Source organism: Streptomyces sp. NBC_00582 (assembly GCF_036345155.1).
GTDB lineage: Bacteria > Actinomycetota > Actinomycetes > Streptomycetales > Streptomycetaceae > Streptomyces.
The window spans coordinates 923,310-945,047 of the sequence record NZ_CP107772.1 but is presented as its reverse complement, the minus strand read 5'-3'; the positions used below and the strand labels follow the sequence as shown (position 1 = coordinate 945,047).

20 protein-coding genes are annotated in these 21,738 nt (G+C 70.1%); 16 read left to right on the top strand and 4 right to left on the bottom strand.

Features of this window, described 5'->3' with window-relative positions:
* The first annotated feature begins 4 nt into the window (after positions 1–4).
* From OG852_RS03640 to OG852_RS03610, 7 genes are read left to right on the top strand one after another with little or no spacing between them, the layout of a single operon-like run.
* Complete coding sequence (locus tag OG852_RS03640; RefSeq protein WP_330347050.1) at positions 5–454, top strand: carboxymuconolactone decarboxylase family protein; 450 nt, start codon at positions 5–7, stop codon at positions 452–454.
* A complete protein-coding gene (locus tag OG852_RS03635; RefSeq protein WP_330347049.1) occupies positions 447–1,364 on the top strand; it encodes an NAD(P)-dependent oxidoreductase in 918 nt (305 codons plus the stop codon). The genes OG852_RS03640 and OG852_RS03635 overlap by 8 nt, the downstream gene beginning before the upstream one ends.
* On the top strand, positions 1,361–2,122 hold the full coding sequence (locus tag OG852_RS03630) for a carboxymuconolactone decarboxylase family protein (protein ID WP_330347048.1): 762 nt from the start codon (positions 1,361–1,363) through the stop codon (positions 2,120–2,122). The genes OG852_RS03635 and OG852_RS03630 overlap by 4 nt, the downstream gene beginning before the upstream one ends.
* Before the next feature lie 11 nt (positions 2,123–2,133).
* Positions 2,134–2,994, top strand: coding sequence for an SDR family NAD(P)-dependent oxidoreductase (locus OG852_RS03625; protein ID WP_330347047.1), 861 nt, complete (start codon positions 2,134–2,136; stop codon positions 2,992–2,994).
* The gene (locus tag OG852_RS03620) at positions 2,991–4,079 is read left to right on the top strand and encodes a zinc-binding dehydrogenase (protein ID WP_330347046.1); all 1,089 of its coding nucleotides are present in this window, start codon (positions 2,991–2,993) and stop codon (positions 4,077–4,079) included. The genes OG852_RS03625 and OG852_RS03620 overlap by 4 nt, the downstream gene beginning before the upstream one ends.
* 11 nt (positions 4,080–4,090) lie before the next feature.
* The gene (locus tag OG852_RS03615; RefSeq protein WP_330347045.1) at positions 4,091–5,212 is read left to right on the top strand and encodes a zinc-binding dehydrogenase; all 1,122 of its coding nucleotides are present in this window, start codon (positions 4,091–4,093) and stop codon (positions 5,210–5,212) included.
* 6 nt (positions 5,213–5,218) lie between these two features.
* Positions 5,219–5,953, top strand: coding sequence for a GntR family transcriptional regulator (locus OG852_RS03610; protein WP_330347044.1), 735 nt, complete (start codon positions 5,219–5,221; stop codon positions 5,951–5,953).
* 47 nt (positions 5,954–6,000) lie between these two features.
* Here the strand turns inward: OG852_RS03610 and OG852_RS03605 are convergent, their stop codons facing one another.
* Positions 6,001–6,420, bottom strand: a complete 420-nt coding sequence (locus tag OG852_RS03605; protein WP_330347043.1) for a nuclear transport factor 2 family protein — start codon at positions 6,418–6,420, stop codon at positions 6,001–6,003.
* Positions 6,421–6,457: 37 nt separating this feature from the next.
* Entirely contained in the window at positions 6,458–7,693 is a 1,236-nt protein-coding gene (locus tag OG852_RS03600; RefSeq protein ID WP_330347042.1) for an acyl-CoA dehydrogenase family protein, read from the bottom strand.
* A 197-nt stretch (positions 7,694–7,890) separates the two neighbouring features.
* On the opposite strand from OG852_RS03600, the gene OG852_RS03595 reads away from it, so the two are divergent.
* From OG852_RS03595 to OG852_RS03575, 5 genes are read left to right on the top strand one after another with little or no spacing between them, the layout of a single operon-like run.
* The gene (locus tag OG852_RS03595; RefSeq protein WP_330347041.1) at positions 7,891–9,057 is read left to right on the top strand and encodes a flavin reductase; all 1,167 of its coding nucleotides are present in this window, start codon (positions 7,891–7,893) and stop codon (positions 9,055–9,057) included.
* 29 nt (positions 9,058–9,086) lie between these two features.
* Positions 9,087–10,328: an acyl-CoA dehydrogenase family protein gene (locus OG852_RS03590; RefSeq protein ID WP_330347040.1), complete on the top strand. Its 1,242-nt coding sequence runs from the start codon at positions 9,087–9,089 to the stop codon at positions 10,326–10,328.
* A gap of 49 nt (positions 10,329–10,377) precedes the next feature.
* Entirely contained in the window at positions 10,378–11,385 is a 1,008-nt protein-coding gene (locus OG852_RS03585; RefSeq protein WP_330347039.1) for an alpha/beta fold hydrolase, read from the top strand.
* A complete protein-coding gene (locus tag OG852_RS03580; RefSeq protein WP_330347038.1) occupies positions 11,382–12,980 on the top strand; it encodes an FAD-binding oxidoreductase in 1,599 nt (532 codons plus the stop codon). The genes OG852_RS03585 and OG852_RS03580 overlap by 4 nt, the downstream gene beginning before the upstream one ends.
* The gene (locus OG852_RS03575) at positions 12,977–13,804 is read left to right on the top strand and encodes an SDR family NAD(P)-dependent oxidoreductase (protein ID WP_330347037.1); all 828 of its coding nucleotides are present in this window, start codon (positions 12,977–12,979) and stop codon (positions 13,802–13,804) included. The genes OG852_RS03580 and OG852_RS03575 overlap by 4 nt, the downstream gene beginning before the upstream one ends.
* 82 nt (positions 13,805–13,886) lie before the next feature.
* Here the strand turns inward: OG852_RS03575 and OG852_RS03570 are convergent, their stop codons facing one another.
* A complete protein-coding gene (locus OG852_RS03570; RefSeq protein WP_330347036.1) occupies positions 13,887–15,500 on the bottom strand; it encodes an FAD-binding oxidoreductase in 1,614 nt (537 codons plus the stop codon).
* On the bottom strand, positions 15,497–16,435 hold the full coding sequence (locus OG852_RS03565; protein ID WP_330347035.1) for an SDR family oxidoreductase: 939 nt from the start codon (positions 16,433–16,435) through the stop codon (positions 15,497–15,499). The genes OG852_RS03570 and OG852_RS03565 overlap by 4 nt, the downstream gene beginning before the upstream one ends.
* 290 nt (positions 16,436–16,725) lie before the next feature.
* Here OG852_RS03565 and OG852_RS03560 point away from each other — a divergent pair, with 290 nt between their 5' ends.
* The 4 genes from OG852_RS03560 to OG852_RS03545 all read left to right on the top strand — a co-directional run bounded on the left by OG852_RS03560 (position 16,726) and on the right by OG852_RS03545 (position 21,738).
* Positions 16,726–18,297 (top strand): sugar ABC transporter ATP-binding protein, encoded by a 1,572-nt coding sequence (locus tag OG852_RS03560; RefSeq protein WP_330347034.1) that lies wholly within the window; start codon positions 16,726–16,728, stop codon positions 18,295–18,297.
* Positions 18,294–19,319, top strand: a complete 1,026-nt coding sequence (locus tag OG852_RS03555; RefSeq protein WP_330347033.1) for an ABC transporter permease — start codon at positions 18,294–18,296, stop codon at positions 19,317–19,319. The genes OG852_RS03560 and OG852_RS03555 overlap by 4 nt, the downstream gene beginning before the upstream one ends.
* Positions 19,319–20,371, top strand: a complete 1,053-nt coding sequence (locus OG852_RS03550) for an ABC transporter permease (protein WP_330347032.1) — start codon at positions 19,319–19,321, stop codon at positions 20,369–20,371. The genes OG852_RS03555 and OG852_RS03550 overlap by 1 nt, the downstream gene beginning before the upstream one ends.
* Before the next feature lie 71 nt (positions 20,372–20,442).
* Positions 20,443–21,738, top strand: a complete 1,296-nt coding sequence (locus tag OG852_RS03545; protein ID WP_330347031.1) for a substrate-binding domain-containing protein — start codon at positions 20,443–20,445, stop codon at positions 21,736–21,738.

Below are 21,738 nucleotides of genomic sequence, written 5' to 3'. Positions count from 1 at the left end.
CCCCATGGCAACCGAACACCCGACCACCACGGCCGAGCCCCTGACCACCGACATCAGCCCTCAGGACGTCACTCACCGCGACACCTATGAAGCCGGCCTCGCCATCCGCAAGGCGGTCCTGGGCGCCGAACACGTCGAGCGCTCGCTGGCCAACGTCGGCGAGTTCGCCCGGCCGATGCAGGAGCTGGTCACCGAGTACTGCTGGGGCGCCGTGTGGAGCCGTCCCGGACTGGAGCGACGCACCCGAAGCCTGGTCAACCTCGCCATGCTGACCGCCCTGGGCCGCAACCACGAGCTCGGCGTCCACGTCAAGGGAGCACTGACCAACGGGGTGACGACCGAGGAGATCCAGGAAGTGCTCCTCCAGACGGCCATATACGTCGGTGTCCCGGCGGCACTGGAGTCGTTCCGTGTCGCCGAACAGGTGATCGGTGAGGTCAACGGCGATGCCTGACCGCGACGAGACTCCCGCCGCCCTGCCCGCCGTGGCCTTCATCGGCCTGGGGAACATGGGCGCGCCGATGTCCGTGCGCCTGGTCCGCGCCGGATACGCCGTGACCGCGTTCGACCTGAGCCGGGACGCCCGTGCCGCGTCGGCCGCCGCCGGAGCCGCTACCGCCGAGACCGCGGCGGAGGCGGCGCGAGGCGCCGAGGTCGTCGTCCTCATGCTTCCCGGCAGTGCGGTGGTGGAGGCGGTGCTCGGTGATCCTGCGGTGTCCGAGGCGCTGGCCCCGGGCAGCACGGTCGTGGACATGAGTTCCTCCGACCCACTGTCCACCAGGCGTCTGGCCGCCGTCCTCGGGAGCCGTGGGGTCACCCTCGTCGACGCCCCTGTCTCAGGCGGGGTCAAGGGCGCCGAGAACGGCAAGCTCACGATCATGGTGGGCGGCGCCGAGGGTGACGTCGAACGACTGTCACCGCTGCTGGCGACCATGGGCACCGCCCGTCGTGCCGGCCCGGTGGGCGCGGGACACGCGCTCAAGGCCATCAACAACCTGCTGTCGGCCACCCATCTGCTGGCCACGGCTGAGGGTGTCCTGGCGGGGGAGCGGTTCGGGCTCGACCCGGCCGTCATGGTCGAACTGATCAACTCCTCCAGTGGGCGCAGCGGTTCCACGGACAACAAGTTCCCCAACTTCGTGCTGCCCGGTACCTACGACTCCGGCTTCGCCATGAAGCTGATGGTCAAGGACATGCGCATCGCCGTCGACCTGGCCCACCAGCTCGGCGCCGCGAGCCCGCTCGCCGACCACGCCGTCGCCCTCTGGGAACGCGCACTCGAAGCCCTTCCCGACACCGCGGACCACACGGAGATCGCCCGCTGGGCGTTCGACGCTTCCGTGGAAGAGCTGGTGACCGGATGAGCGCGCCGTCCGAGGACGAACTCCACGATGTCGTCGTGGAGTTGCACGGCGCCTGGGACGAGCAGTGGCAGGCGGTGCTCGAACTCGCGCCCGAACTGCTCGCCGCGTACGTACGGCTGGCCGGTGTGCCCCAGCGCAAGGGGCACCTGGACCCCAGGACCCGCGAACTCATCTACCTGGCCGTCGACGCGGCGGCGACCCACCTGTACGCCCCCGGAGTGCGCCGCCACATCCGCCGGGCGCTGGACCTCGGCGCCACGCCGGGTGAGATCACCGAGGTCATCGAGCTCACGACGACCCTGGGCATCCACGCGATGAACATCGGTGTGCCGCTGCTCGCCGAGATCCTCGAAGAACGCGGCCTGCGCGACGGCCCCGGCGAACTCGACGCGTACCAGCAGGAGTTGAAGGAGCGGTTCACCGAGAACCGCGGCTACTGGCACGAGTTCTGGGACGAGATCCTCGAACTCGACCCGGAGATGTTCGAGGCCTACACCGACTTCTCGTCGGTGTCGTGGCAGCACGGCTCCCTGGAACCCAAGGTCAAGGAGTTCGTCTACACGGCCTTCGACTGCGCCTCCACCCACCTGTACGTGAAGGGGTGGAAGGCGCACATGAACAACGCGCTGAACTACGGCGCCACCGTCGGCGAGCTCCTGGAGGTCATGGAGATCGCTTCGGTCATGGGCATGCAGAGCGCACTCCAGGCCCTGCCGGTGCTGCGCGAGGAACAAGCCCGACCACTGCGACAGACGTGAGGCGGAAAGACATGACACTGCGCGGACTTGACGGGAAGGTCGCCGTCGTCACCGGCGCCGCAGGTGGCCTCGGACGGGCCACGGTGGAGCGGCTCGTGGCGGAGGGTGTGAAGGTCGTCGCCGTCGACCTCGAGGAGGCGGCTGCCAAGGAGGTGGCCGGGACCGCCGGCGGAGAGACCGTCGGCGTCGGCGCGGACGTGACGACCGAGGACGGCGTCGACTCCTACATGCGGGCCGCCGTGGACGCCTTCGGGCGGGTGGACCTGCACCATCTCAACGCCGGGATCGCCGGCTCCCTGGCCGACCTCGTCGATGTGTCGGTCGAGGAGTGGGAGAAGGTGATGGCGGTCAACTTGCGGGGCCCGTTCCTCGGCGTACGGGCCGCGTTCCGCCACTACCTGGAGCGCGGCAGCGTCGGGTCCGTCGTCGTCACCGCCTCGATCGCCGGCCTGCGCGGCAGCAACGACCTGCTGGCCTACACCACGTCCAAGCACGGCACGGTGGGTCTGGTCCATGGCGCCGCCGTCTACGGGGGCCCCATCGGCGTGCGGGTGAACGCCGTCGCTCCGGGGATCGTGCCCACGCCGATCTTCGGTGAGGCCGGGATGGCCGACATGCGAAGCCGGGCCGGCACCTCGCCGCTGAGGCGCGCGGGCCGGCCGGAGGAGGTGGCCGCGACGGTGGCGTTCCTGCTCAGCGACGAGTCGAGCTACGTCACCGGCGAGATCTTCTCCGTCGACGGCGGCGCCAGCGTGCAGAACACCAACCGCAGGGGCGGGGGAGCGGGGCTCTGGGACGTGGCGGTGACCGACGAGGCGCTCCTCGCACGGCACGCGGCAGGAGCCGCAGGGACGCAGGAGGCCTCCCGATGACGACGATGAGAGCAGCCCTGCTGCGAGGCTTCGAACAGCCCCTGACCGTCGAGGAGGTGGAGCTGCTCGACCTCGCGCCCACCCGTGTGCTGGTCCGCACCGGGGCGACGCCGTTCTGCTCCACCGACGTCACCAGCTTTCACGGCCGCCTCGGCAAGGTCCCGCCGACGATCCTCGGCCACGCCTCGGCCGGCGAGGTCGTCGAGGTCGGCAGCCAGGTCCGCGGCATCGAGGTGGGGCAGCGCGTCGTCGTCCCCGGCACACCCGAGTGCGGCCACTGCTTCTACTGCGGCATCGGCCGCCCCGACCAGTGCTCGGAGCTGTTCGACCTCGGCGGTGTCTACCCGGACGTCGCCCGGACCTCGGACGGCCTGAAGGTGAATGCCGCCGGATGCGTCGGCGGCTACGCCGAGATGATGAACGTATCGCAGAACCAGGTCTTCCCGGTCGACACGGACCTGCCCTGGGAGGTGCTCTCGCTCCTCGGATGCGGGATCACCACCGGGGTGGGGGCGGTCCTCAACGTCGCCCGCGTACAACCCGACGAGGTGGTCGCCGTCGTAGGAGCGGGACACCTGGGGCTGTGGGCCGTACAGGCGGCGCGTCTGGCCGGGGCCCGCGAGGTCGTCGTGATCGAGCCCCGGGAGGAGCGCCGCGGCGTGGCGACCAAGGCAGGAGCCACGGCCGCCGTCGCACCCGAGGACGCACTGGAGACCGTACGGGGCCTGACTCAGGGACGAGGGGCCGACAAGGTCATCGAGACGGCCGGGCCGCCCGCCGCACAGCGCCTGGCGCTGGAGATCTCCCGGCGGGCCGGCACCGTGGTGCTCTCCGGCCTGAAGGATGCGACCGGCGAGGTCACCTTCGGGCAGATCCCCCTCGCCGTGCAGAGCCGGCAGGTGCTCAGCACCCAGAACGGCAACGTCCGCATGCGCCGCGACCTTCCCGCGTACGTCCGCCTGCTCGAACGGGGCGCGCTGGACCCGTCGCCGGTCATCACCTCGACGTACCGACTCGAGGACATCAACACCGCTCTCGAGCGGTCCGAACGGCTCGAGGACCTCTCGGGCGTGTTCGTCTTCTGACGGGAGCCGAGATGAGAGCAGCGGTGCTGGAGGCGTTCGGCGCCCCCATGCCGGTCCGGGAGCTCCTCCTGCGTGACCCGACCGACCACGAAATACTGGTACGGACGGTCGCCGCGCCGTTCTGCTCCACCGACTGGCTCGGCTGGCGGGCGATGCGCGGCAGGAAACCGCCGGTCGTGCTCGGCCACACCGCGCTGGGAGTGGTCGAACGCTGCGACGGCCGCGGCGCCCATGCCCCCGGTCGCGGCTACGGAGTAGGTGACCTCGTGGTCGTCGCCGGGACGCCGCAATGCGACGAGTGCTTCTACTGCGGCATCGGCCGGCCGGACCAGTGCGCCCGTCTCTTCGACAGGCCCGAGCCGGTCATCGCCACCGACCCCATGGACCGCCCGGTCCGCGCGGCCGGTGGCGTCGGAGCGTACGCCGAGTTCATCCTCGCGGACCGCAGCCAGGTGTGGCCCGTCGACAGTTCGCTGCCCGCTCCACAACTGAGCCTGCTGGGCTGTGGCATCACCACAGGGCACGGCGCGATCGTGAACGTGGCGGAGGTTTCGCCGGGCGCGTCCGTCGCGGTCGTCGGTCTGGGGCACCTGGGGTTGTGGTGTGTGCAGGCCGCCCGGGTCGCCGGCGCCGGCCGGATCATCGGTGTGGACCTGCTGGCCGACCGCCGTGCGACGGCTGCCGGGCTGGGGGCGACCGATGTCGTGGACCCCACGGAGGGCGATCCGGTCGAGCAGGTGCGGTCCCTGACGGAGGGGCGGGGCGCGGACGTGGTCGTCGAGGCCGCGGGCCCCGAACAGGCGGTGCAGCAGGCGGTCGCCATGTCACGGCGGGCCGGGACGGTCGTGCTGACGGGCGTGCAGTGGGCGGAAGGCCGTATCTCACTTCCGCAGAACGCCCTCGCCATCCACGGCAGACGGATCCTGTCCTGTCAGAACGGCCAGAGCGTGATGTCCCGCGACCTGCCCCGCTGCTTGGAACTCCTGGAGAGCGGCGAATACGACGCCCGGCCGATCGTGACGGCGCGGTACACCCTCGACCGGATCAACGAGGCGCTGTACGCCTCCGGAGAGTTCCGCGATCTCAGCGGGGTCATCACAGTCTTCCGCCATCAACCACGTACGCAGGAGTGAGGGATCATGCCCCGCGCCCCGAAGCCCACGGCCTCGAATCCGACCTCGACCTCTCTTGCCTCGGCCTGGACCACCAGCCCCGTCGGCCGGATCGCCGCACCGCTGCGCGAGCAGGTCGTCACGGCTCTGCGCGAGGCGATCCTCGACTTCCGCCTGGAGCCGGGCCGGCGTCTCGTCGAGCGTGAACTCGTCGAGCAGCTCGACGTCTCCCGCACCACGGTTCGGGAGGCACTGCGGGAGCTGACCTCCGAGGGGCTGATCAAGGTCGTGCCCCAAAAGGGTGCCGTGGTCGCGGTGCCCACCCCGGACGAGGCGCGCGACCTCTACGAGGTCCGGTGCGCGCTGGAGACGCTGCTCGTGCGACGGTTCATCGAGAAGGCGCCACGTTCAAAGGTGTACGCCCTCGAAGCGGCGGCGGAGCGCTTCGCCGAGGTCGCCTCGCAGGACGACGCCGAGCCGCGTGACGTGCTCGACGCGCGGCGCGACTTCAACGCCGTACTGCACGACGGTGCCGGCAGCGAGGTGCTGCGGCAGCTGGTGGAGGGCGTCCAGGCCAAGGTGCGCGTCCTGGTGGTCAAGGGCATGTCGACGAACCACGCCGAAGTGATCCAGGAACTGCGCGACATCGTCGCCGCGGTCCGGGAGCGGGACGCGGACACCGCGGTCGAGATCTATGCCAAGCACATGCGGCGCGTGGCCGCCAACGTCCTTGAGGGCCTGAAGGGGATCCAGGACCGGTAGGGCCGCTCCTGGACGCCCTTCGCTGTCCCGATCCCCGGGGCGCCGCCTCAGTCTCCCCGCCCGGAGGTCACCGCCGCGAACGACTGCGCGGTGTGTTGTGTGTCCATGTACTCGCGAACCGTCCTGACCCGGTCGCCGGAGACCTCGTACACGTTCGCGTACCGGTTGTCGTAGCGACTTCCGTCGCGGAAGAAACCGCTCCCCACGGCCTCGGCGACGACCCAGTGCGCTTCGCCGACCAGGCGGGTGATCTCGATCCGCGGGCCGGTCGAGTCGAAGAGCGCGAGCATCTGTGCAAGGACCTTGACCAGGGTCTCCCCGTCCATCGGATCGCCGGCGCCCGGCAGGTCGTAGGACTGGATCGTGTAGGTGAAGTCCGGTGTGATCAGCTCGCCGAGACGGTCCCAGTCCTGGCGGTTGAGCGCGTCGACGAAGGCCCGGACGACGTCTTTGGGGCCGATGGCCATGGGAGTTCTCTCTTCGGTAGGGAGGGCGAGGTGGGTCTCAGAAGGTCAGTGGCTGGCCGAAGTGGAAGCGTGAGACCGACCCGTAGGTGACGTCCCACTTGGCGGCGATGTGCGTCTTGAACATCGCGACGTCCCGGTAGTACTTCTCCATGGGCGACCCGAGCCGTGCCGAGCTGGATCCGGCCGTGGAGAACGCCAGGTCGACGGCCTGGTTCGCCAGCTGGGCCCCCTGCAGGATCACGCCGCGCAGCCGGGCGTCCTCCTCGGGCGTGAACTCCTGGCGAGTGCGCTCCCAGCGCCGTCCCAGCTCGGTGTACTGGCGCATCGCGCCGAGCAGCAGAGTCTCGCCGGCGTCGATCTGGGCGAGCATTTTGCCGTACCAGCGATGGAACTCGGCGGAGTCGGTGCGCGGCATCATCGGCGGGAAGCTCGTCGGTCGGGTGGCCATGAGCTCGTCGAAGGCGTCGAAGGCCGCCCAGGCGGCGCCTATCTGGGTGGCGACGAGCTCGCAGTTGAAGAAGGCGAGGGTGCGGCCCAGGTACATCGGGTTGCGGTGCAGCCGATAGCCGATGGTGCCCGTGTCGCCCAGCGTGTGGTCCTTGAAGTCGTAGACCACGCTGAGGTGTTCGGGGACCAGCGCGTCCGTGACCTGGAGCGAGTTCGAACTGGAGGCCCGCATGCCCAGGACACCGCCCCAGTCGTCGAGGATCTCGTAGTCGGACCGCGGGACGATGTACGCGCGCAGCCCGAGCGGCTCGTCCCGCTCGGTGAAGGTATGGGCGACGAGCATCGCGTGGGTGCTCCACATCGAGCCCGAGCAGTAGTCCCAGGTGCCGGAGAGCCGGTAGCCGTGCGCGGTGCGGACCGCCCGGCCACGCGGGATGGTGCGGCCCGGCGCGATGAGGTCCTCCGCGAACAGCTCCTCCTGGGCCTGTTCGGGAAAGAAGGAGGCCACGTGCCAGGCGTGTCCGGCGCCGAGGACGAAGGACCAGCCGGCCCCCGGGTCGCCGCGTGAGATCTCCACGGCCACCCGGAGGAAGTCCTCCAGCGGCAGTTCGAGGCCGCCGTACCGCTTCGGGTGGAGCATCCGGTAGAAGCCGGCGTCGAGCAGCTGTTTGTGGATCGCCTCCGAGTAACCACCGAGCGCCTCGTGCTCCGCCTGCGCGGCCCTCAGGACCGGGCGGAGCCGCGTCGCCACCTCGAGAAGGTGGTCGACCGTGCCCTCCGCCGCAGGCTGGGGGGCGGAGTCTGCGGCGTACAGGCTTGCGCTCATCGGGCTCTCCTCTCGACACCGAACTTTGTATGACGATATTATAGGCATGCAGAGAACGGCGCTAGATGGGATCGCCGACCAGGAGATTGACTCTGGTGGCCGCCCCTCGCCTCCCTCTTTACGTCATTGTGCGATCGTCATACAGTCCCTCGCAGGCCCACATGTGCCGCTCCGGGACTTCAGAGGAGTTGGTTGTGATGTCCACGCCGTCATCCGTCGCCCCGTCCGGCTCCCGTCCGGTCACCGCGCGGGAGTTCCGCGACGTCATCGGGCGGTTCGCCACCGGCGTCACCGTCATCACGACGGAAAGCGGCGGCATCCGGTACGGCAGTACCGCGAGCGCGGTCAGCTCCCTCACCGACGATCCGCCGATGCTGCTGATCTGTCTCAACCGGAACTCGGCCACCGCCGCGGCGGTCCGCGACAGCGCCGCCTTCGCGGTGAACGTCCTCGCCGAGGACCACGTCGACCTGGCCACGCGCTTCGCCTCCCGCGTGGCGGACAAGTACGACGGGGTGCCGACCGAGACCGCTTCGAACGGCTCGCCGCTGCTGGTCGGCGCCATCGCCCACCTGATCTGCCGGGTCGCCGAGCAGGTGGAGGCCGGCACCCACTACGTGTTCCTCGCCCATGTCGAGGAGGCGATGTCGTACCCCGGCCATCCGCTCGCCTACTTCCGCGGCCGCTTCGGCCGGATGCAGACGGCGCCGGAGGCCACCGTCCTGCGCGAGGTCCGCGCCCGCGTCCTCGACGCCGGCAGTGACGTCGAGGAGGTCATCGACGCCGGGCGCTGGGCCGAGGAGTTCGGCGTGGAAGCGGGCCGCGTCCACCGCGCCCTGGCCGCCCTGGCCGACGAGGGGCTCATCCGGCGCCAGGCGGGGGAGTACCTCATCGCACCCGTCCCCGACTCGATCATCGACGAGGTCTACAAGGCCAAGCTCGCCATCGAGACGGGCGTCGCGGAACTGACCGTCGGCAAGGTGACCACCGACCAGCTGGCCCGGCTGCGCGAGCTGATGGAGAACACCCTCGGCTTCGTCAAGGACGGCCGGTTCACCGACCCCGAGGGCTGGGTGCGCGCCAACGAGCGCTTCCACGAGTACATGGTCGAACTCGCCGGATCCACGATCCTGCTCGACACCTACCGCCGCCTCTGCCTGCCGGGCCTCAACCTGCGCGCGCTCGACACGGCGAGCTACGCCTCCAGCTCCCTCCTCGACGACCACCGCCGGCTCGTCGAGGGATACGAGGCCGGCGACCTGGCCCAGGTCTCCGCCGTCCTGCGGCAACACGCCCGGCGCCCGCTGGAGATGCGCCGCGAGGACCAGCTTCGCCGCGCCGCCGACGCGAACCCCGTCGTCTGACCACGGCCACGCCCCGCTTAGGAGATTCGATGACCACAGCACACGTCGCCGCACAGCCCGGCCTGGCCGCGCCCTCGGAGGAGGAGCTCGTCGGACGGGCCCGGGCCATGCGCGAGGAGCTGCTTGCCCGCCAGGAGGAGGCGGAGCGGCTGACCCACCTCCCCGACGACCTCCACGAGCAGTTCGTCGCGAACGGCTTCTACGACATGTTCGTCCCGAAGACGTACGGCGGGCTCGAGGTCTCGCCCCGGACGTTCTTCGCGGTCTGCAAGGAACTCGCCCGCGGTGACATGGGCAGCGCCTGGTGCTTCGCACTGGCCGCGAACCACGCCCTCCACGTCGCTTCCTGGTACCCGAAGGAGGTCCAGGACCGGGCGTTCGGCGACCACGACTTCCGGGCCGCTTCGGTGTCCGCGCCGACGGTCAGGGCGAAGAGGACCGACGGCGGATACGTGCTCAACGGCGTCGTGGACTACTGCTCCGGCATCCCCCACTCCACCTGGTACCTCGGCCAGTGCATGGTCGAGCAGGAGGACGGCTCCGCCCCGGTGATGGGCATGTTCCTCGCACCCAGGGAGAGCTTCGAGCGCCTGCACAACTGGGGCGAGTCGACGGGCCTCAAGGCCACCGGCTCGGAGAGCATCCGCTTCACCGACGCCTTCGTCGAGGCCGAACTGGTCGTCGAGGACGCCAACATGATCGACATCCCGGTCAAGGACGGCACGGTCGGCTCCCAGCTGCACGGCAACCCGATGTACGCCGGACGCGGGCTGCTCACCTTCACCGTCTCCCTGGCCAGTCTGGCCGTGGGCGGGCTGTACCACGCCCTCGACGAGTTCGAACGCCTCATGCGCACCCGCAAGACCCCGCTCCCGCCCGTCCAGCTCCGCCTGTACGACGTGGACTACCAGCGGCACTACGGCGCGGCCTGGACGAAGATCAGGACCGCCGAACTGGCGCTGGACGGCGTCATCGCCCAGCACGCCGAGTACTGCCGGGGCACGGTCGACGGCAGCCGCGAGTACACCTTCGTGGACGACTGGAGTCTGGCCTGCGTGGTCCGGGAGATCATCATCCAGCTCTGGGAGACGCTCGAACACGACCTGCTGCGCGTCGTCGGCTCCGGCTCCATGCGTCAGGGCGAGCGGTTCGACCGGATCTTCCGCGACATGAGCTCGCTCCTCACCCACCGCAACCCGATGCTGCGCGAGCAGGCGTTCCGCAACACCGCCAACCTGCTCCTGGAGATCCCGCCGCCCGAGGCCCGCTGACTTCCGCCTCCTCTTCTCCCTGTTGGGCCGCCGTGAGACAGGACCGAGCATGACCGACACACCGCCCCATCTCGACGACCGGGTCGAGCCGATCACGATCCGCACCGGCTTCTTCTGGATCCCGGGCGAACAGATCCCCACCCCGCACGGCACCGTCCCGCGCGGACCGCTCTACGTCGAGTGGCTCGCGCCGCCCGAGGTCACCCGCCCCCACCCCCTCGTCCTCGTCCACGGCGGCGGCGGACAGGGCACCGACTGGCTCGGGACCCCGGACGGCCGGCAGGGCTGGGCGTACGATTTCGTGCGCGCCGGGTACGCCGTGTACGTCGTCGACCGACCCGGCCACGGCCGTTCGCCGCACCACCCGGAGGCGCTGGGCCCGGTGGCCCCGCCGCTGCCGCTGGAGTTCGCGAGCTTCCTGTTCGCGCCCCCCGAGGCCGCGGACGCGCAGACCCAGTGGCCCTGGGACCGCACGTTCGAAGGTGTGGAGTTCCAGCAGCTCACCTCGGCGATGGGCTTCTTCCTGGCCGACTTCGCCGAAGGGCAGCGGCTCGACGGCGAACGGCTCGCCGCGCTCCTCGACCGGATCGGCCCGGCGGTGCTGATCACCCACTCCGCCGGCGGCCCGGGCGGCTGGCTGGCCGCGAACCGGCGGCCCGACCTGGTGGCGGCGATCGTCGCGATCGAGCCGATGGGGCCGCCGTTCGCCGACTTCCCCGGCCTGGGCGAGATCACGTACGGCCTGACCTACGCCCCACTCACGACCGAACCGGCGATCGACTCCCCGCAGCAGCTGAAAGCCGACCCCGCCGGCCACCGCATACCCGGTCTCAGCGGCACTCCGATCGCCGTCGTCACGGGCAGCGCGTCCGGTAGCGCGGCCCAGTCCCCGCCGCTGGTCGAGTTCCTGTGCGACGTGGGCGCGGACGCCGAACAGCTCGCCCTGGAGGACGCCGGCATCGTCGGCAACGGCCACGGGCTGATCCTTGAGGCCAACTCCTCCGACACGGTCAAGCCGGTCATCGGATGGCTCGACGGGCTGGAGGCAGCGCGGTGAGGACGACCACACAGGAGCACACGGACCTGCCGGAGGAGGCGGTGCGCCGCCTGACCGAGGTGGTCGGCGCGGACGCCGTCCTGCTGACCGACGCCGAACGCGACACCTACCGCGACCCGTACTGGTTCCAGGGCGACCGCACCTACGACTCCTCCGCCGTCGTCTTCCCCACCTCCACCGATCAGGTGCGCGAGGTCGTACGGATCGCGAACGCGTACCGGATCCCCGTGTGGACCTCCTCCCAGGGCCGCAACAACGGCTACGGCGGCCCGTCGCCCCGCGTCCGAGGCTCCCTGCTGATCAGCTTCCGCCGGATGAACCGGGTCCTGGAGATCAACCGCGAACTGGCGTACGCCGTCGTGGAGCCCGGAGTGCGCTGGTTCGACCTCTACGACGCGCTGGAGGCCTCCGGCAACGGCGACCTGTGGTGCTCGATCCCCGACCTCGGCTGGGGGAGCGTCATCGGCAACTCCCTGGACAACGGGGTCACCTACGGCCCGAACGGCTCGGACTTCCAGAAGCTCTGCGGGATGGAGGTCGTCCTCGCCGACGGGGAACTGCTGCGCACCGGCATGGGAGCCATCCCCGGCAACCCGTCCTGGCACGTCTACCAGCGGGGCCTCGGCCCTGTCCTCGACCCGCTGTTCATCCAGTCCAACTACGGCATCGTGACGCGCGCGGGCGTGTGGCTCCAGCGCCGCCCGGAGGCGTACGCGCCGCTCTACCTGACCATTCCCCGGGACGACCAGCTCGCCCGGGCCGTCGACATCATCCGTGACCTCCGCCTCGACGGAGTGATCCGCGGGGTGCCGAACCTGCAGAACACCATCACCATGGCGGCCCAGTTCCCCGAACTGCTGGGGGAGTTCATGGGCGCCGAGGGACCGGCGAGCGAGGAGGCCCTGGACGGCCTCGCCGCGCGCACCGGCATCGGACGCTGGGGACTGCGCACCGCGCTGTGGGGAGACGGCCCCGTCGTCGAACATCAGCTGCGGCGCATCCGTGAGGCGTGGTCGGCCATCGAGGGCTCACGCGTCGACCACGACCGCACCTACCTGCGTCACGAGTGGGGCGAGCTGAACACCTTCATGGAGAAGGTCCAGGCCGGCATCCCGAGCATGGACCTGATGGAGGTCGTTCCGGAGTTCGTCGGTCACATCGGCTTCTCGCCGGTGGTTCCGCTCACCGGCGGCGAGGTGCGCCGCGTCGTGGACGTGATCCATCGGCTGGTCACCGACCGGGCGGGAACGAACTTCGTCTGCGCGATCTTCCCCATCAACGACCGCAGCGCCATCGTCGTCAGCAGCATCAGCTTCGACACACGCGACGAGAAGCAGGCACGCGCGGCGGCGGACACCGCGAAGATGCTGGTGACCGAGGTGGGGGCGCTCGGATACGGCGAATACCGCGCGCACCTGGACTTCATGGACCTCGCGGCCGACCAGTACTCCTTCAACGACCACGCGTACCGCCGCTTCGTCGAGCGGATCAAGGACGCGGTGGATCCGAACGGGATCCTGTCCCCGGGCCGGCACGGTGTATGGCCCGCCGCCTACCGGGCGGTCGGCGCGATCGACGGAAAGGCCGGCCAGTGACCGTGATCAAGGAAGTGAGCGGCCTCGTCGCCGTCGTCACCGGCGGTGCGTCGGGAATCGGCAAGGGCATCGCCCAACGGCTGGTGGCGGGCGGCGCCCACGTGGTGATCGCCGACATCGAGCAGGGCCCGCTGGACGCGGCGGCCGAGGAGATCGGGGCGGTGGGAGTGCGCACCGACGTCTCCGACGTCGCGAGCGTGCGGGCGCTGGCCGACCAGGTCGTCGACCGGTTCGGCAAGGTGCATCTGGTATTCAACAACGCCGGGGTGGCCCCGGAATCACGCATCGCGGACATGACCATCGAGGACTGGAAGTGGATCCTCGACGTCAACCTCGACGGCGTCATCCACGGCGTGCACGCGTTCCTGCCGCTCCTCAAGCAGCACGGCGAGCCGGCGTACATCGTCAACACCTCCTCCATGGGCGGCTTCGTCGCCGACATGCCCGGACTCGGGGCGTACGCCACGACCAAGTTCGCGATCATGGGCCTCACCGAGGCGCTCGCGCAGGAGCTGCGACGGGAGGACTCCACCGTGGGCGCCGCGGTCCTCGCACCCGGAACGGTCCGCAGCAACATCGCCCGGTCCTTGCGCACCAGGCCCGCGGGGGCGCCGAGCAGCGCCTTCGTCCAGAACGACATCTCCGACGACCCGGAGCTGGCCAAGCTGCGCTGGCTGGACCCGGTGGAGGTGGGCGACATCGTGCTGGCGGGCCTGGCCCGCGGTGAGACCCACATCGTCACGCATCCGGAGTGGTATCCGATGGTGGGCGAGCGAGCGGCGAGGATCGAGGCCGCGTTCGAACGGGCGGCGACGCTGCCGTAGAGGAACCGAGAACACGTCCGAGGCCCCGGCTCAAGTGAGCCGGGGCCTCGTTCACGTCAGCCATGAACCTCGGTGACGAACGTCAGTCGCGGTCCGCGAGATGCCGCAGCTTCTCCGGCCAGATCCCGTGTCGGCCCGGCGACAGGATGCCGTTCGGATCCACCGCGTCCTTGATCGTCTCGCAGAACCGGCGGTAGGCGTGGTCGTTGAAGGAGTACTGCGCGGACGCCAGGTCCATGAAGTCCAGGTGCGCGCGGTACTCGCCGTACCCACGCCGCCCCGCCTCCGCCACGAGCACCTTCAGCGCGTCGTAGGCCCGACGGCACTGCTCCGCGTCCCGGTAGTCGTAGTTGAGCCCGGTGACGTACAGCGCCGTCCGCTCGTTGATGATCAGCAGCCCGCCGGCCACATTGACCCCGACCTGCTCCCTGACGATCCGGTCGAAGAGGTCGACGACCTCCCGCACATCGCTGCCGACCAGGGGGATCGCGGGCGAGAAGCCGATATGGGCGACCCCCTCCGGAATGGCGTCGAGCAGATCGAGCCCGGGCAGACCCCCCTGGCACTTGTCGGGGATCGAACGGATCTCGTCGTACTCCTGCGGCCCGTACGTCCGCTCGAAGAGCATCTGGCCGCCGGGAACCTCGCTCCACGCCGCGCGGATCTTCGCCAACTGGTGCTCCACGACGGGGCCGTCCCCCCACAGCGCCCCGCGCAGCGCCCACCGGCCCAGCCCGGTGGCGTCGGCCATCTCGTTCAGGGTCTCCTCGCTGAAGGCGCCGTCGGCGCCCGCGAAGCGGCCCATCACGTCGGGGAACTGGGCCGCCAGCGTCACGGTGTTGTACATGCTCGGTACCCCGCGCAGCGTGCCGTCGAGGCGGAGCCGGCGGATGATGTCGACAGCCTGCTCCAGGTGCTCGTCCCGCGGCACCGTCAGGAAGAACGGGGCGTACGCCTCCGGGCGCGGCATCAGCCAGTAGCCCATCCGCGTCACGATGCCGAAGTTGGACTGCACGAACAGGCCGTCGAGCACCGGTCCGAGGCCGCGCTTGTAGGTGTGCCAGGACTTGTTGTCCGGGATGGCACCCATGCCCGTACGCAGCAACTCGCCGTTGGCCAGCACGACTTCCATCCCGCACGGAGCCATGAAGTCGGCGCCGTAGGGCTGGTAGGTGATCCCGCAGTCGAGGGAGTTGCCGATGACGCTGCCCCAGCCGAGGTCGGGGACGGTCACCATCAGATCCTCGTTGCCGGACTCCTTCAGCGCCTCGTACAGATCGATCCAGCGGACGCCCGGTTCCACCACCGCGTACGCCAGGTCGCGGTTGATCTCCAGGACACGGTTCATCCGGGTCAGGCTGACCACCACGGTCGCCTTCAGGCGGGGCGAGGAGCCGCCGTAGCCGTAGTTGCGGCCCTGCGAGGAGGTCCAGATCGGCACCCCGAACTCGTTCGCGATCCGGACGACCGCCTGTACCTCCTCGGCGCTGCGCGGCAACAGGACGGCGGCGGGGTCGTAGGTGTCGTCGTCGCGGTGCCAGTACTTGTCGCGGTACTGCTCGTGGAAGCGGCCCTCACCAAGGACGACACCGTCCTCGCCGAGCACGTCGACGAAGCGCCGCAGGGCCTTCTCGCCGAGGTAGGTACCGTCGTCGACGGCGGTCGTGTTCAGGTCCGTGTTCACGTCGTCGCTCATCGCGCGGCCTCCGTGACGGCTCCGGCGGGCGCCCAGGTCGCCGCGGCCTCTTCCAGCACGGAGCGCATCGAGCGCGGCGCCCGCCCGGCCAGCGTCTGGACCGCGTCGCTGAGGGAGGCCATGTGCCCGAGGCGGATCGCGCGGCTGAACGACACCATGTCGTCGCTGTTCCAGGGGATGGGGGAGGCGGCGATCGCCTCGGCGTCGTACTCGCGGGGCACACCCATGGAGTCGAAGATGGCGTACTGGTCCTCGTCGCTGATCGGCACGTACGTGACGTCGGTGCCGCTGATCTCAGAGATCATCGCGCACACTTGACGGTACGTCAGCTGCTCTGGCCCGGTGACCTCGTAGGCGCGGTCGTCCTCGCCGCGGCCGAGCAGCGCGCCGACGGCGGTGGCCGCGCAGTCGTCCCTCGACACGAAGCCGACCGTGCCCTCGCCCCAGGCACCGACCATCTGCCCCATGGCGACCGCGCCGGGCGCGATGAAGTAGGCCACCGCCTGCGCGTACTGCGAGTCGCGCAGTACGTTCCAGCGCAGTCCCGACTCGCGCAGCATGGCCTCGGTCGCGCGGTGCTCGACACAGACGACGGCGTCGTTCTCCTTGACGCCGGCGCCGACGATCGACGTGTACGCGAGGTACCGGACCCCGGCGCGCCGGGCAGCCTCGATGGCGTTGCGGTGGAAGCCGATCCGTGAACCCACCTGGGCGGTGGACACGAGCAGCATCCGCTCCGCGCCGGTGAAGGCCGCCTTCAGGCTGTCCGGCTCGGCGAAGTCGGCGTACCGCACGTGGACGCCACGGTCGGCGAAGGACCGCAGCTTGCCGGGCGCCCGCGTCGTCAGGATGACCTGGTCGGCGGGGACCGACTCCAGCAGCAGCTCCGCTGCGGTCTGGGCCAGCCCTCCGCTGGCACCGGTGATGAGGTACACGTGCACTCCTTTGGTGCTCGCCGACCCGGCCCGCCCGGGTGGTGCTCGCCAACCGTACTCTTTGTATGACGAGACGACAATCGCCCTCTCGCTCGAGCTTCTGGCGGATTTCCCCCAGTCCACGCCTCGGGCTTCGAAGAGATATGGCGGCGATTTGCCTCTGGACGCCGGTTTCCGTGACGCGCTACCGTCGGCCCCGCGTCGAAACATTGTATGACCAGACGACAATCACACAGGTGGGCATCCATCTGGAACCCGTTTGGACTCAGTCACCAAGTCAGGAGGGGTCAGTGCCGACCCACCCGCTCACAGCTGAACCGGACGCCGTGCTGGCGGTCGACGGCCTACGGAAGCACTTCGGCCCGACAGCCGCCCTCCAGGACGCCGCACTCCGTCTGTTCCCGGGCGAGGTGCACGCCCTCGTGGGGGAGAACGGCTCCGGGAAGAGCACGCTGGTCAAGATCCTCAGCGGGGTGCACCGCCCCGACACCGGCTCCATGACGGTCGGCTGCCGGCCCTTCGCCCCGCGCACCCCGGCTCAGGCACTGCGCGCGGGCATCGACACGGTGTTCCAGGAGGTGCTCGGTGTCGAGAACCGGTCCGTAATGGACAACCTGTGGCTCGGCGCGGACCGCCTGCTGCGCCCCGTGCCCCGTGATGCCGACCGCCGTACCAGGGCGGCGGACATCCTCGCCGCGCTGCTCGTCACGCCGCCCGAGCTGGACGCCCCCTTCGGCTCGCTCCAGCTCAGCGACCGCCAGGCCTGCGGCATCGCCCGGTCGCTGCTGCGCGACCCCAAGGTGCTGATCCTCGACGAGGCCACCTCCGCCCTCGACCACGACACCCGCACCCGCCTGTTCGCCCTGGTGAGACAACGGGCGGCGCTGGGCATGAGCATCGTCCTCATCACGCACCGGATGGACGAGATCCGGGAGATCGGCGACCGCGTCACCGTGCTCCGGTCCGGCCGCACCGTGGGCACCCTCGGCGCGGACTGGGAGCACGACGAGATGATCCGGCTGATGACCGGTGGCACGCACCTGGTGCAGGACACGGCACGCGCGGTCTCCGACCCCACCGCCACCGATTCGACCACCGCCACCGATTCCGCCACCGAGGCACGCCCAGTCGTCCTGAAGGTCACCGGCTCACGCCTGCGGCCGGGCGCGGAACCGTGCCGGGCGCAGTTGCTCCGGGGCGAGATCGTCGGGCTGGCCGGCCTGGAGGGCCACGGCCAGGACGACTTCCTCCGCCTTCTCGTCGGACACGGCGACACCGACGGCGTCGTACGGATCGAGGGAGACCGGGAACACCGGGTGACCGATCCCCGCAAGGCGCGGGACCTGGGCATCGCGTACGTGGCGCGGGACCGGCGCGGAGAGTCGATCCTGCCGTGGATGTCCATCCTGGACAACTTCGCCATCCCCACCGCCGAACAGGACGTCAGGAAAGGGCTGCTGTCCGAGCGCGCCGCCGAGACGCGGTTCCGCCACTACGTGGAGCGGCTCCGCATCAGGTTCGGCCGTACGTCGGACGCGATCACCACGCTGAGCGGCGGCAACCAGCAGAAGGTCGTCATCGCTCGCTGGCTGGCCGCCGACCCCGATGTCCTGCTGCTCAACGACCCGACAAGAGGAATCGACGTGGGAGCCAAACGCGACCTGTACCGGCTGCTGCGCGAGTTGGCCGGGCAGGGGCTGACCGTCGTCATGCTGTCCTCCGAAGTCGACGAGCACGTCGAGCTGATGGACCGCGTCCTGGTGTTCCGGGAGGGCTCGCTCGCCACGGAACTCACCCGGGCGGAGCTGAACAGGGAACGGCTCGTCGACGCCTTCTTCGGCGGAGCGGCGGTGACCGCGTGAGCACCGTCGACCACACCTCCCGCACCTCCGCCCAGGACCCCGACCGGCCGGCCCGGCGCACGGTCCCCACACCCCGGCGCACGCTCAGATCCCTGTTCGCACGCCACACCTACCTCTTCGCGGTCCTCCTGGCGGCCACGCTCCTCATCGCCAACCTCGCTCTGCAACCCCGCTTCGGAGTCACCTCCCAACTGGCGGCCCTGGCCCCGCTCGGTATCGCCGCCATGGCGAGCGTGCCCTCGATCATGAGCGGACGCGGCGGCATCGACCTGTCGGTCAGCCCGCTGATGACGCTGAGCGCTCTGCTCTACGCGACCCAGCTCCAGCCGGCCGGCCTCGGCGGATACGTCGCCCTGCCCCTCCTCATGGTGGCGGGGGCACTGGTCGGAACCCTCACGGGTCTGCTCATCGTCGTGGGCCGGCTTCAGCCGATCGTCGTCACCCTCGCGATGTTCTTCGTCCTCACCGGCGTCGACCTCAAACTCTCTCCCAGCCCCACCACCATCTCCGGCTCCTGGATGGCCGACTTCGCGGGGTCCATGGGACCGGTCCCGGGCGGCCTCGTCGCGCTGGCCGTCCCCGCCGCCGTCTGGCTGCTGGTCACCAGGGCGACGACATACGGCGGCCTGCTGCGCTCCGTGGGCGGCAACGACGTCACGGCGTTCACCAGCGGAGTCCCCGTCGGTGCGGTGCGCGTCCTCTCCTACTCCCTGGGCGGCGCCATGGCGGCGGTGGGAGGCCTCGTCCTCATCGGGCTGGCGTCCACGGCCGAGGCCGGCACGAGCACCTCCTACACGCTCATCGCGATCGCAGCCGTCTCCCTCGGCGGCATCCCCCTGCAGGGCGGGGGCGGCGGAATCGCCAACGCGCTCGCCGGCGCCGCCGCCATCTACCTGTTGCAGAGCCTGCTCGGAGTGCTCCAGGTGTCGCAGACGTGGCTCCAGGTGATCTACGGGGTCCTGCTCATCGGCGCGGTGCTCTTCGGTGCCGTCGCGGCACGCGAACTGAAGGAAGGGCGATGATGACCACGCAGCAAGGCTCGCTCGACAGGGCGCCCCTCGCCCCCGGCGGCGACATGTCGGCACCGGTGGCCGCGCCCGGTACCTCGGCCGGACAGCGGCTCCTCTCCCTCCAGCGACGGTTCCCGCTCGTCCAACTCCTGCTCACCGTGGCCGTTCTCGCGTGGGGCGCGGCCGTCATGCCGGGGTTCCTCGGACCGTCGAGCATGCGCTCGGTCCTGGTGCTCTGCGCGCTCACCGGCCTCGCCTCGATCGGACAGACCCTCGTCGTACTGATCAGGGGCATCGACCTGTCCCTCGCCGGGTTCATCGTGGCCGGGGCGGTGACGGTCACCCAGTTCGGCGACCTCCCCGGAGTGCCGCTGCCCGTCATGCTCGCCGTCGCCGTCGCCTGCGGCGCCGCCATGGGCGGTCTCGTCGGCTATCTGTGCCACCGCTTCGGCATCCACCCGATCATCGTCACACTCGCCGCGGGCTCGATCGCCGTCGGCGTGACCTCCGTCCTCAGCGGCGGCGGCACCGGGACGGCCGCCCCCGGCTGGGTGAGCCGCCTGAGCGCCCCCATGTCGTCGACCTTCGGAATCCCCGTGCCCCCCGTGGTGATCATCTGGGCATTCGCGATCGCCGTCGTCTCCGTCGTACTGCACCGAACCCGACCCGGACGCCGACTGCTGGCCACGGGGGCGAGTCCGGTGGCCGCGGACCTCGCCCACATCAGCACCCGGAAGGTCTGGGTCACGGTGTACGCCGTAGCGGCGGCCCTCGCGATCCTCGCCGGCGTCGTCCTGGCGGGCTTCGCGGGCAACGTCGACAACCGGCTGGGGAACCCCTACCTGTTCCAGAGCATCGCCGCCGTCGTCCTCGGCGGTACGGCGTTCGGCGGTCCCGGGAGCTACACCCGCACCACCGTCGGCGTCCTGCTGCTCACCTCGGTCTCCACCGTGCTCGTCGGCCTGGGCTTCCAGGAAGCCGACCAGCAGATCCTCAACGGCGTCGTGATCCTCGCCGCGATGGCGGTCTACGGCCGCGAGCGCAGGCTCCGCGACCAGGTCTGACGTCTCCCCCCTTCTCCCTCTCCTCTCTCCCGCTCTCCCTCTCTCCCTCTTCTGTTCCAGAAAGGTTTGCCATGAACAGATCCAGCTACGGGCACTCCCGCAGACGCGTCGTGGCGTCGTCCACCGGAATCGTCCTCACGGTCCTGCTCGCCGGCTGTGGCGGGGCGGGCGGCACGGTCGCCTCCAGCGCGACCGGCGGCGCGGCCGACACCCAGGGGAAGGCGGCCGCCGCCTGCGGCGAGGTGCCGACCATCGCGCCCAAGGACCCCGACGGAGCCGTCAAGGCCCTGCCCGCAGACCTGCAGAAGGCCTACAACGCCTATGGCGAGGACGTGTTCGCGAGCGCCTGGCGGGACAAGAAGAAGCTGGGCCACCCCGCGAAGGTCGGCCTCTCGTATCTGCCCGCCTCGAACGCGTTCGCCGCGTCCGTCGTCAAGCAGATGGGCACGAGCTTCGCCGCGGCCAAGGCCAAGGGCCTGGTCCAGGGCACACTCGTCAAGCGGATCATGACCGACCCGGCGACCATGACCCCGGCCGAGCAGATCCGCGGCTACAACGAACTGGTCGATTCCGGTGTCGACATCATCTACATCACGCCGCTCTCGGGCGACGCGATGGTCTCCGCGGTCGACGCGGCCGGCAAGAAGGGCGTGGTGACGGTCGCGCTCTCCTCGACCATCCGGTCCAAGTACGCCGTGAACGTGGCCGAGAACTCCTACCTGAACGTCGCCCGGCCGGCCGCCCTCGTCGCGAAGCAACTCGACGGCAAGGGCAACGTCGTCGTCGTCCGCGGCTTCCAGGGACTGTCGACGGAGACGATCGGCTACAAGGCCGTCAAGGACGTTCTCGCCGCATGCCCCGACATGAAGGTGCTCGGCGAGGTCAACGGCGCCTTCGTACCGCCCGTCGCCAAGGCCGAGCTGCTGAAGTTCCTCTCCAGCCACCCGCAGAAGATCGACATGGTCGCGCAGCTGGGCGTCATGGGATCCGGTGTCTACGCGGCCTTCGACTCGACCGGCCGGAAGGTACCCAAGGTGGTGGACGCCGGTGCGTCCGCCTCGTCGCTGGCCTCCTGGAAGAAGCTGGAGGCGGCCGACGGCTATGAGACCGCCGGTACGGGCGGCAACGGCACGCAGGAGGCGAAGGCCTGGTTCACCGTCGGGATGATGGTGATGGGGGGAGAAGGCCCCAAGGTCGGCACGATCACCCGCGAGCCGTCGGTGATCACCAAGGCGAACCTGGCCGACTATCTGCCCGCCGGCGCGACGCCGAGCGATCTCGGAGAGGTCATGGACGGGGAGGCGTGGATGCCTCAGGCGTACCTCGACAAGTTCTTCGATCACCCCGCCGCCCCGTCCGCGAACTGA

Excerpts from the sequence above, each read along its gene's own strand:
- OG852_RS03590 (WP_330347040.1), top strand. The coding sequence starts at position 9,087 with ATGACCACAGCACACGTCGCCGCACAGCCCGGCCTGGCCGCGCCCTCG.
- OG852_RS03600 (WP_330347042.1), bottom strand. The coding sequence starts at position 7,693 with ATGAGCGCAAGCCTGTACGCCGCAGACTCCGCCCCCCAGCCTGCGGCG.
- OG852_RS03630 (WP_330347048.1), top strand. The coding sequence starts at position 1,361 with ATGAGCGCGCCGTCCGAGGACGAACTCCACGATGTCGTCGTGGAGTTG.
- OG852_RS03570 (WP_330347036.1), bottom strand. The coding sequence starts at position 15,500 with ATGAGCGACGACGTGAACACGGACCTGAACACGACCGCCGTCGACGAC.
- OG852_RS03625 (WP_330347047.1), top strand. The coding sequence starts at position 2,134 with ATGACACTGCGCGGACTTGACGGGAAGGTCGCCGTCGTCACCGGCGCC.
- OG852_RS03620 (WP_330347046.1), top strand. The coding sequence starts at position 2,991 with ATGACGACGATGAGAGCAGCCCTGCTGCGAGGCTTCGAACAGCCCCTG.
- OG852_RS03585 (WP_330347039.1), top strand. The coding sequence starts at position 10,378 with ATGACCGACACACCGCCCCATCTCGACGACCGGGTCGAGCCGATCACG.
- OG852_RS03605 (WP_330347043.1), bottom strand. The coding sequence starts at position 6,420 with ATGGCCATCGGCCCCAAAGACGTCGTCCGGGCCTTCGTCGACGCGCTC.
- OG852_RS03545 (WP_330347031.1), top strand. The coding sequence starts at position 20,443 with ATGAACAGATCCAGCTACGGGCACTCCCGCAGACGCGTCGTGGCGTCG.
- OG852_RS03610 (WP_330347044.1), top strand. The coding sequence starts at position 5,219 with ATGCCCCGCGCCCCGAAGCCCACGGCCTCGAATCCGACCTCGACCTCT.
- OG852_RS03550 (WP_330347032.1), top strand. The coding sequence starts at position 19,319 with ATGACCACGCAGCAAGGCTCGCTCGACAGGGCGCCCCTCGCCCCCGGC.
- OG852_RS03595 (WP_330347041.1), top strand. The coding sequence starts at position 7,891 with ATGTCCACGCCGTCATCCGTCGCCCCGTCCGGCTCCCGTCCGGTCACC.
- OG852_RS03640 (WP_330347050.1), top strand. The coding sequence starts at position 5 with ATGGCAACCGAACACCCGACCACCACGGCCGAGCCCCTGACCACCGAC.
- OG852_RS03615 (WP_330347045.1), top strand. The coding sequence starts at position 4,091 with ATGAGAGCAGCGGTGCTGGAGGCGTTCGGCGCCCCCATGCCGGTCCGG.
- OG852_RS03635 (WP_330347049.1), top strand. The coding sequence starts at position 447 with ATGCCTGACCGCGACGAGACTCCCGCCGCCCTGCCCGCCGTGGCCTTC.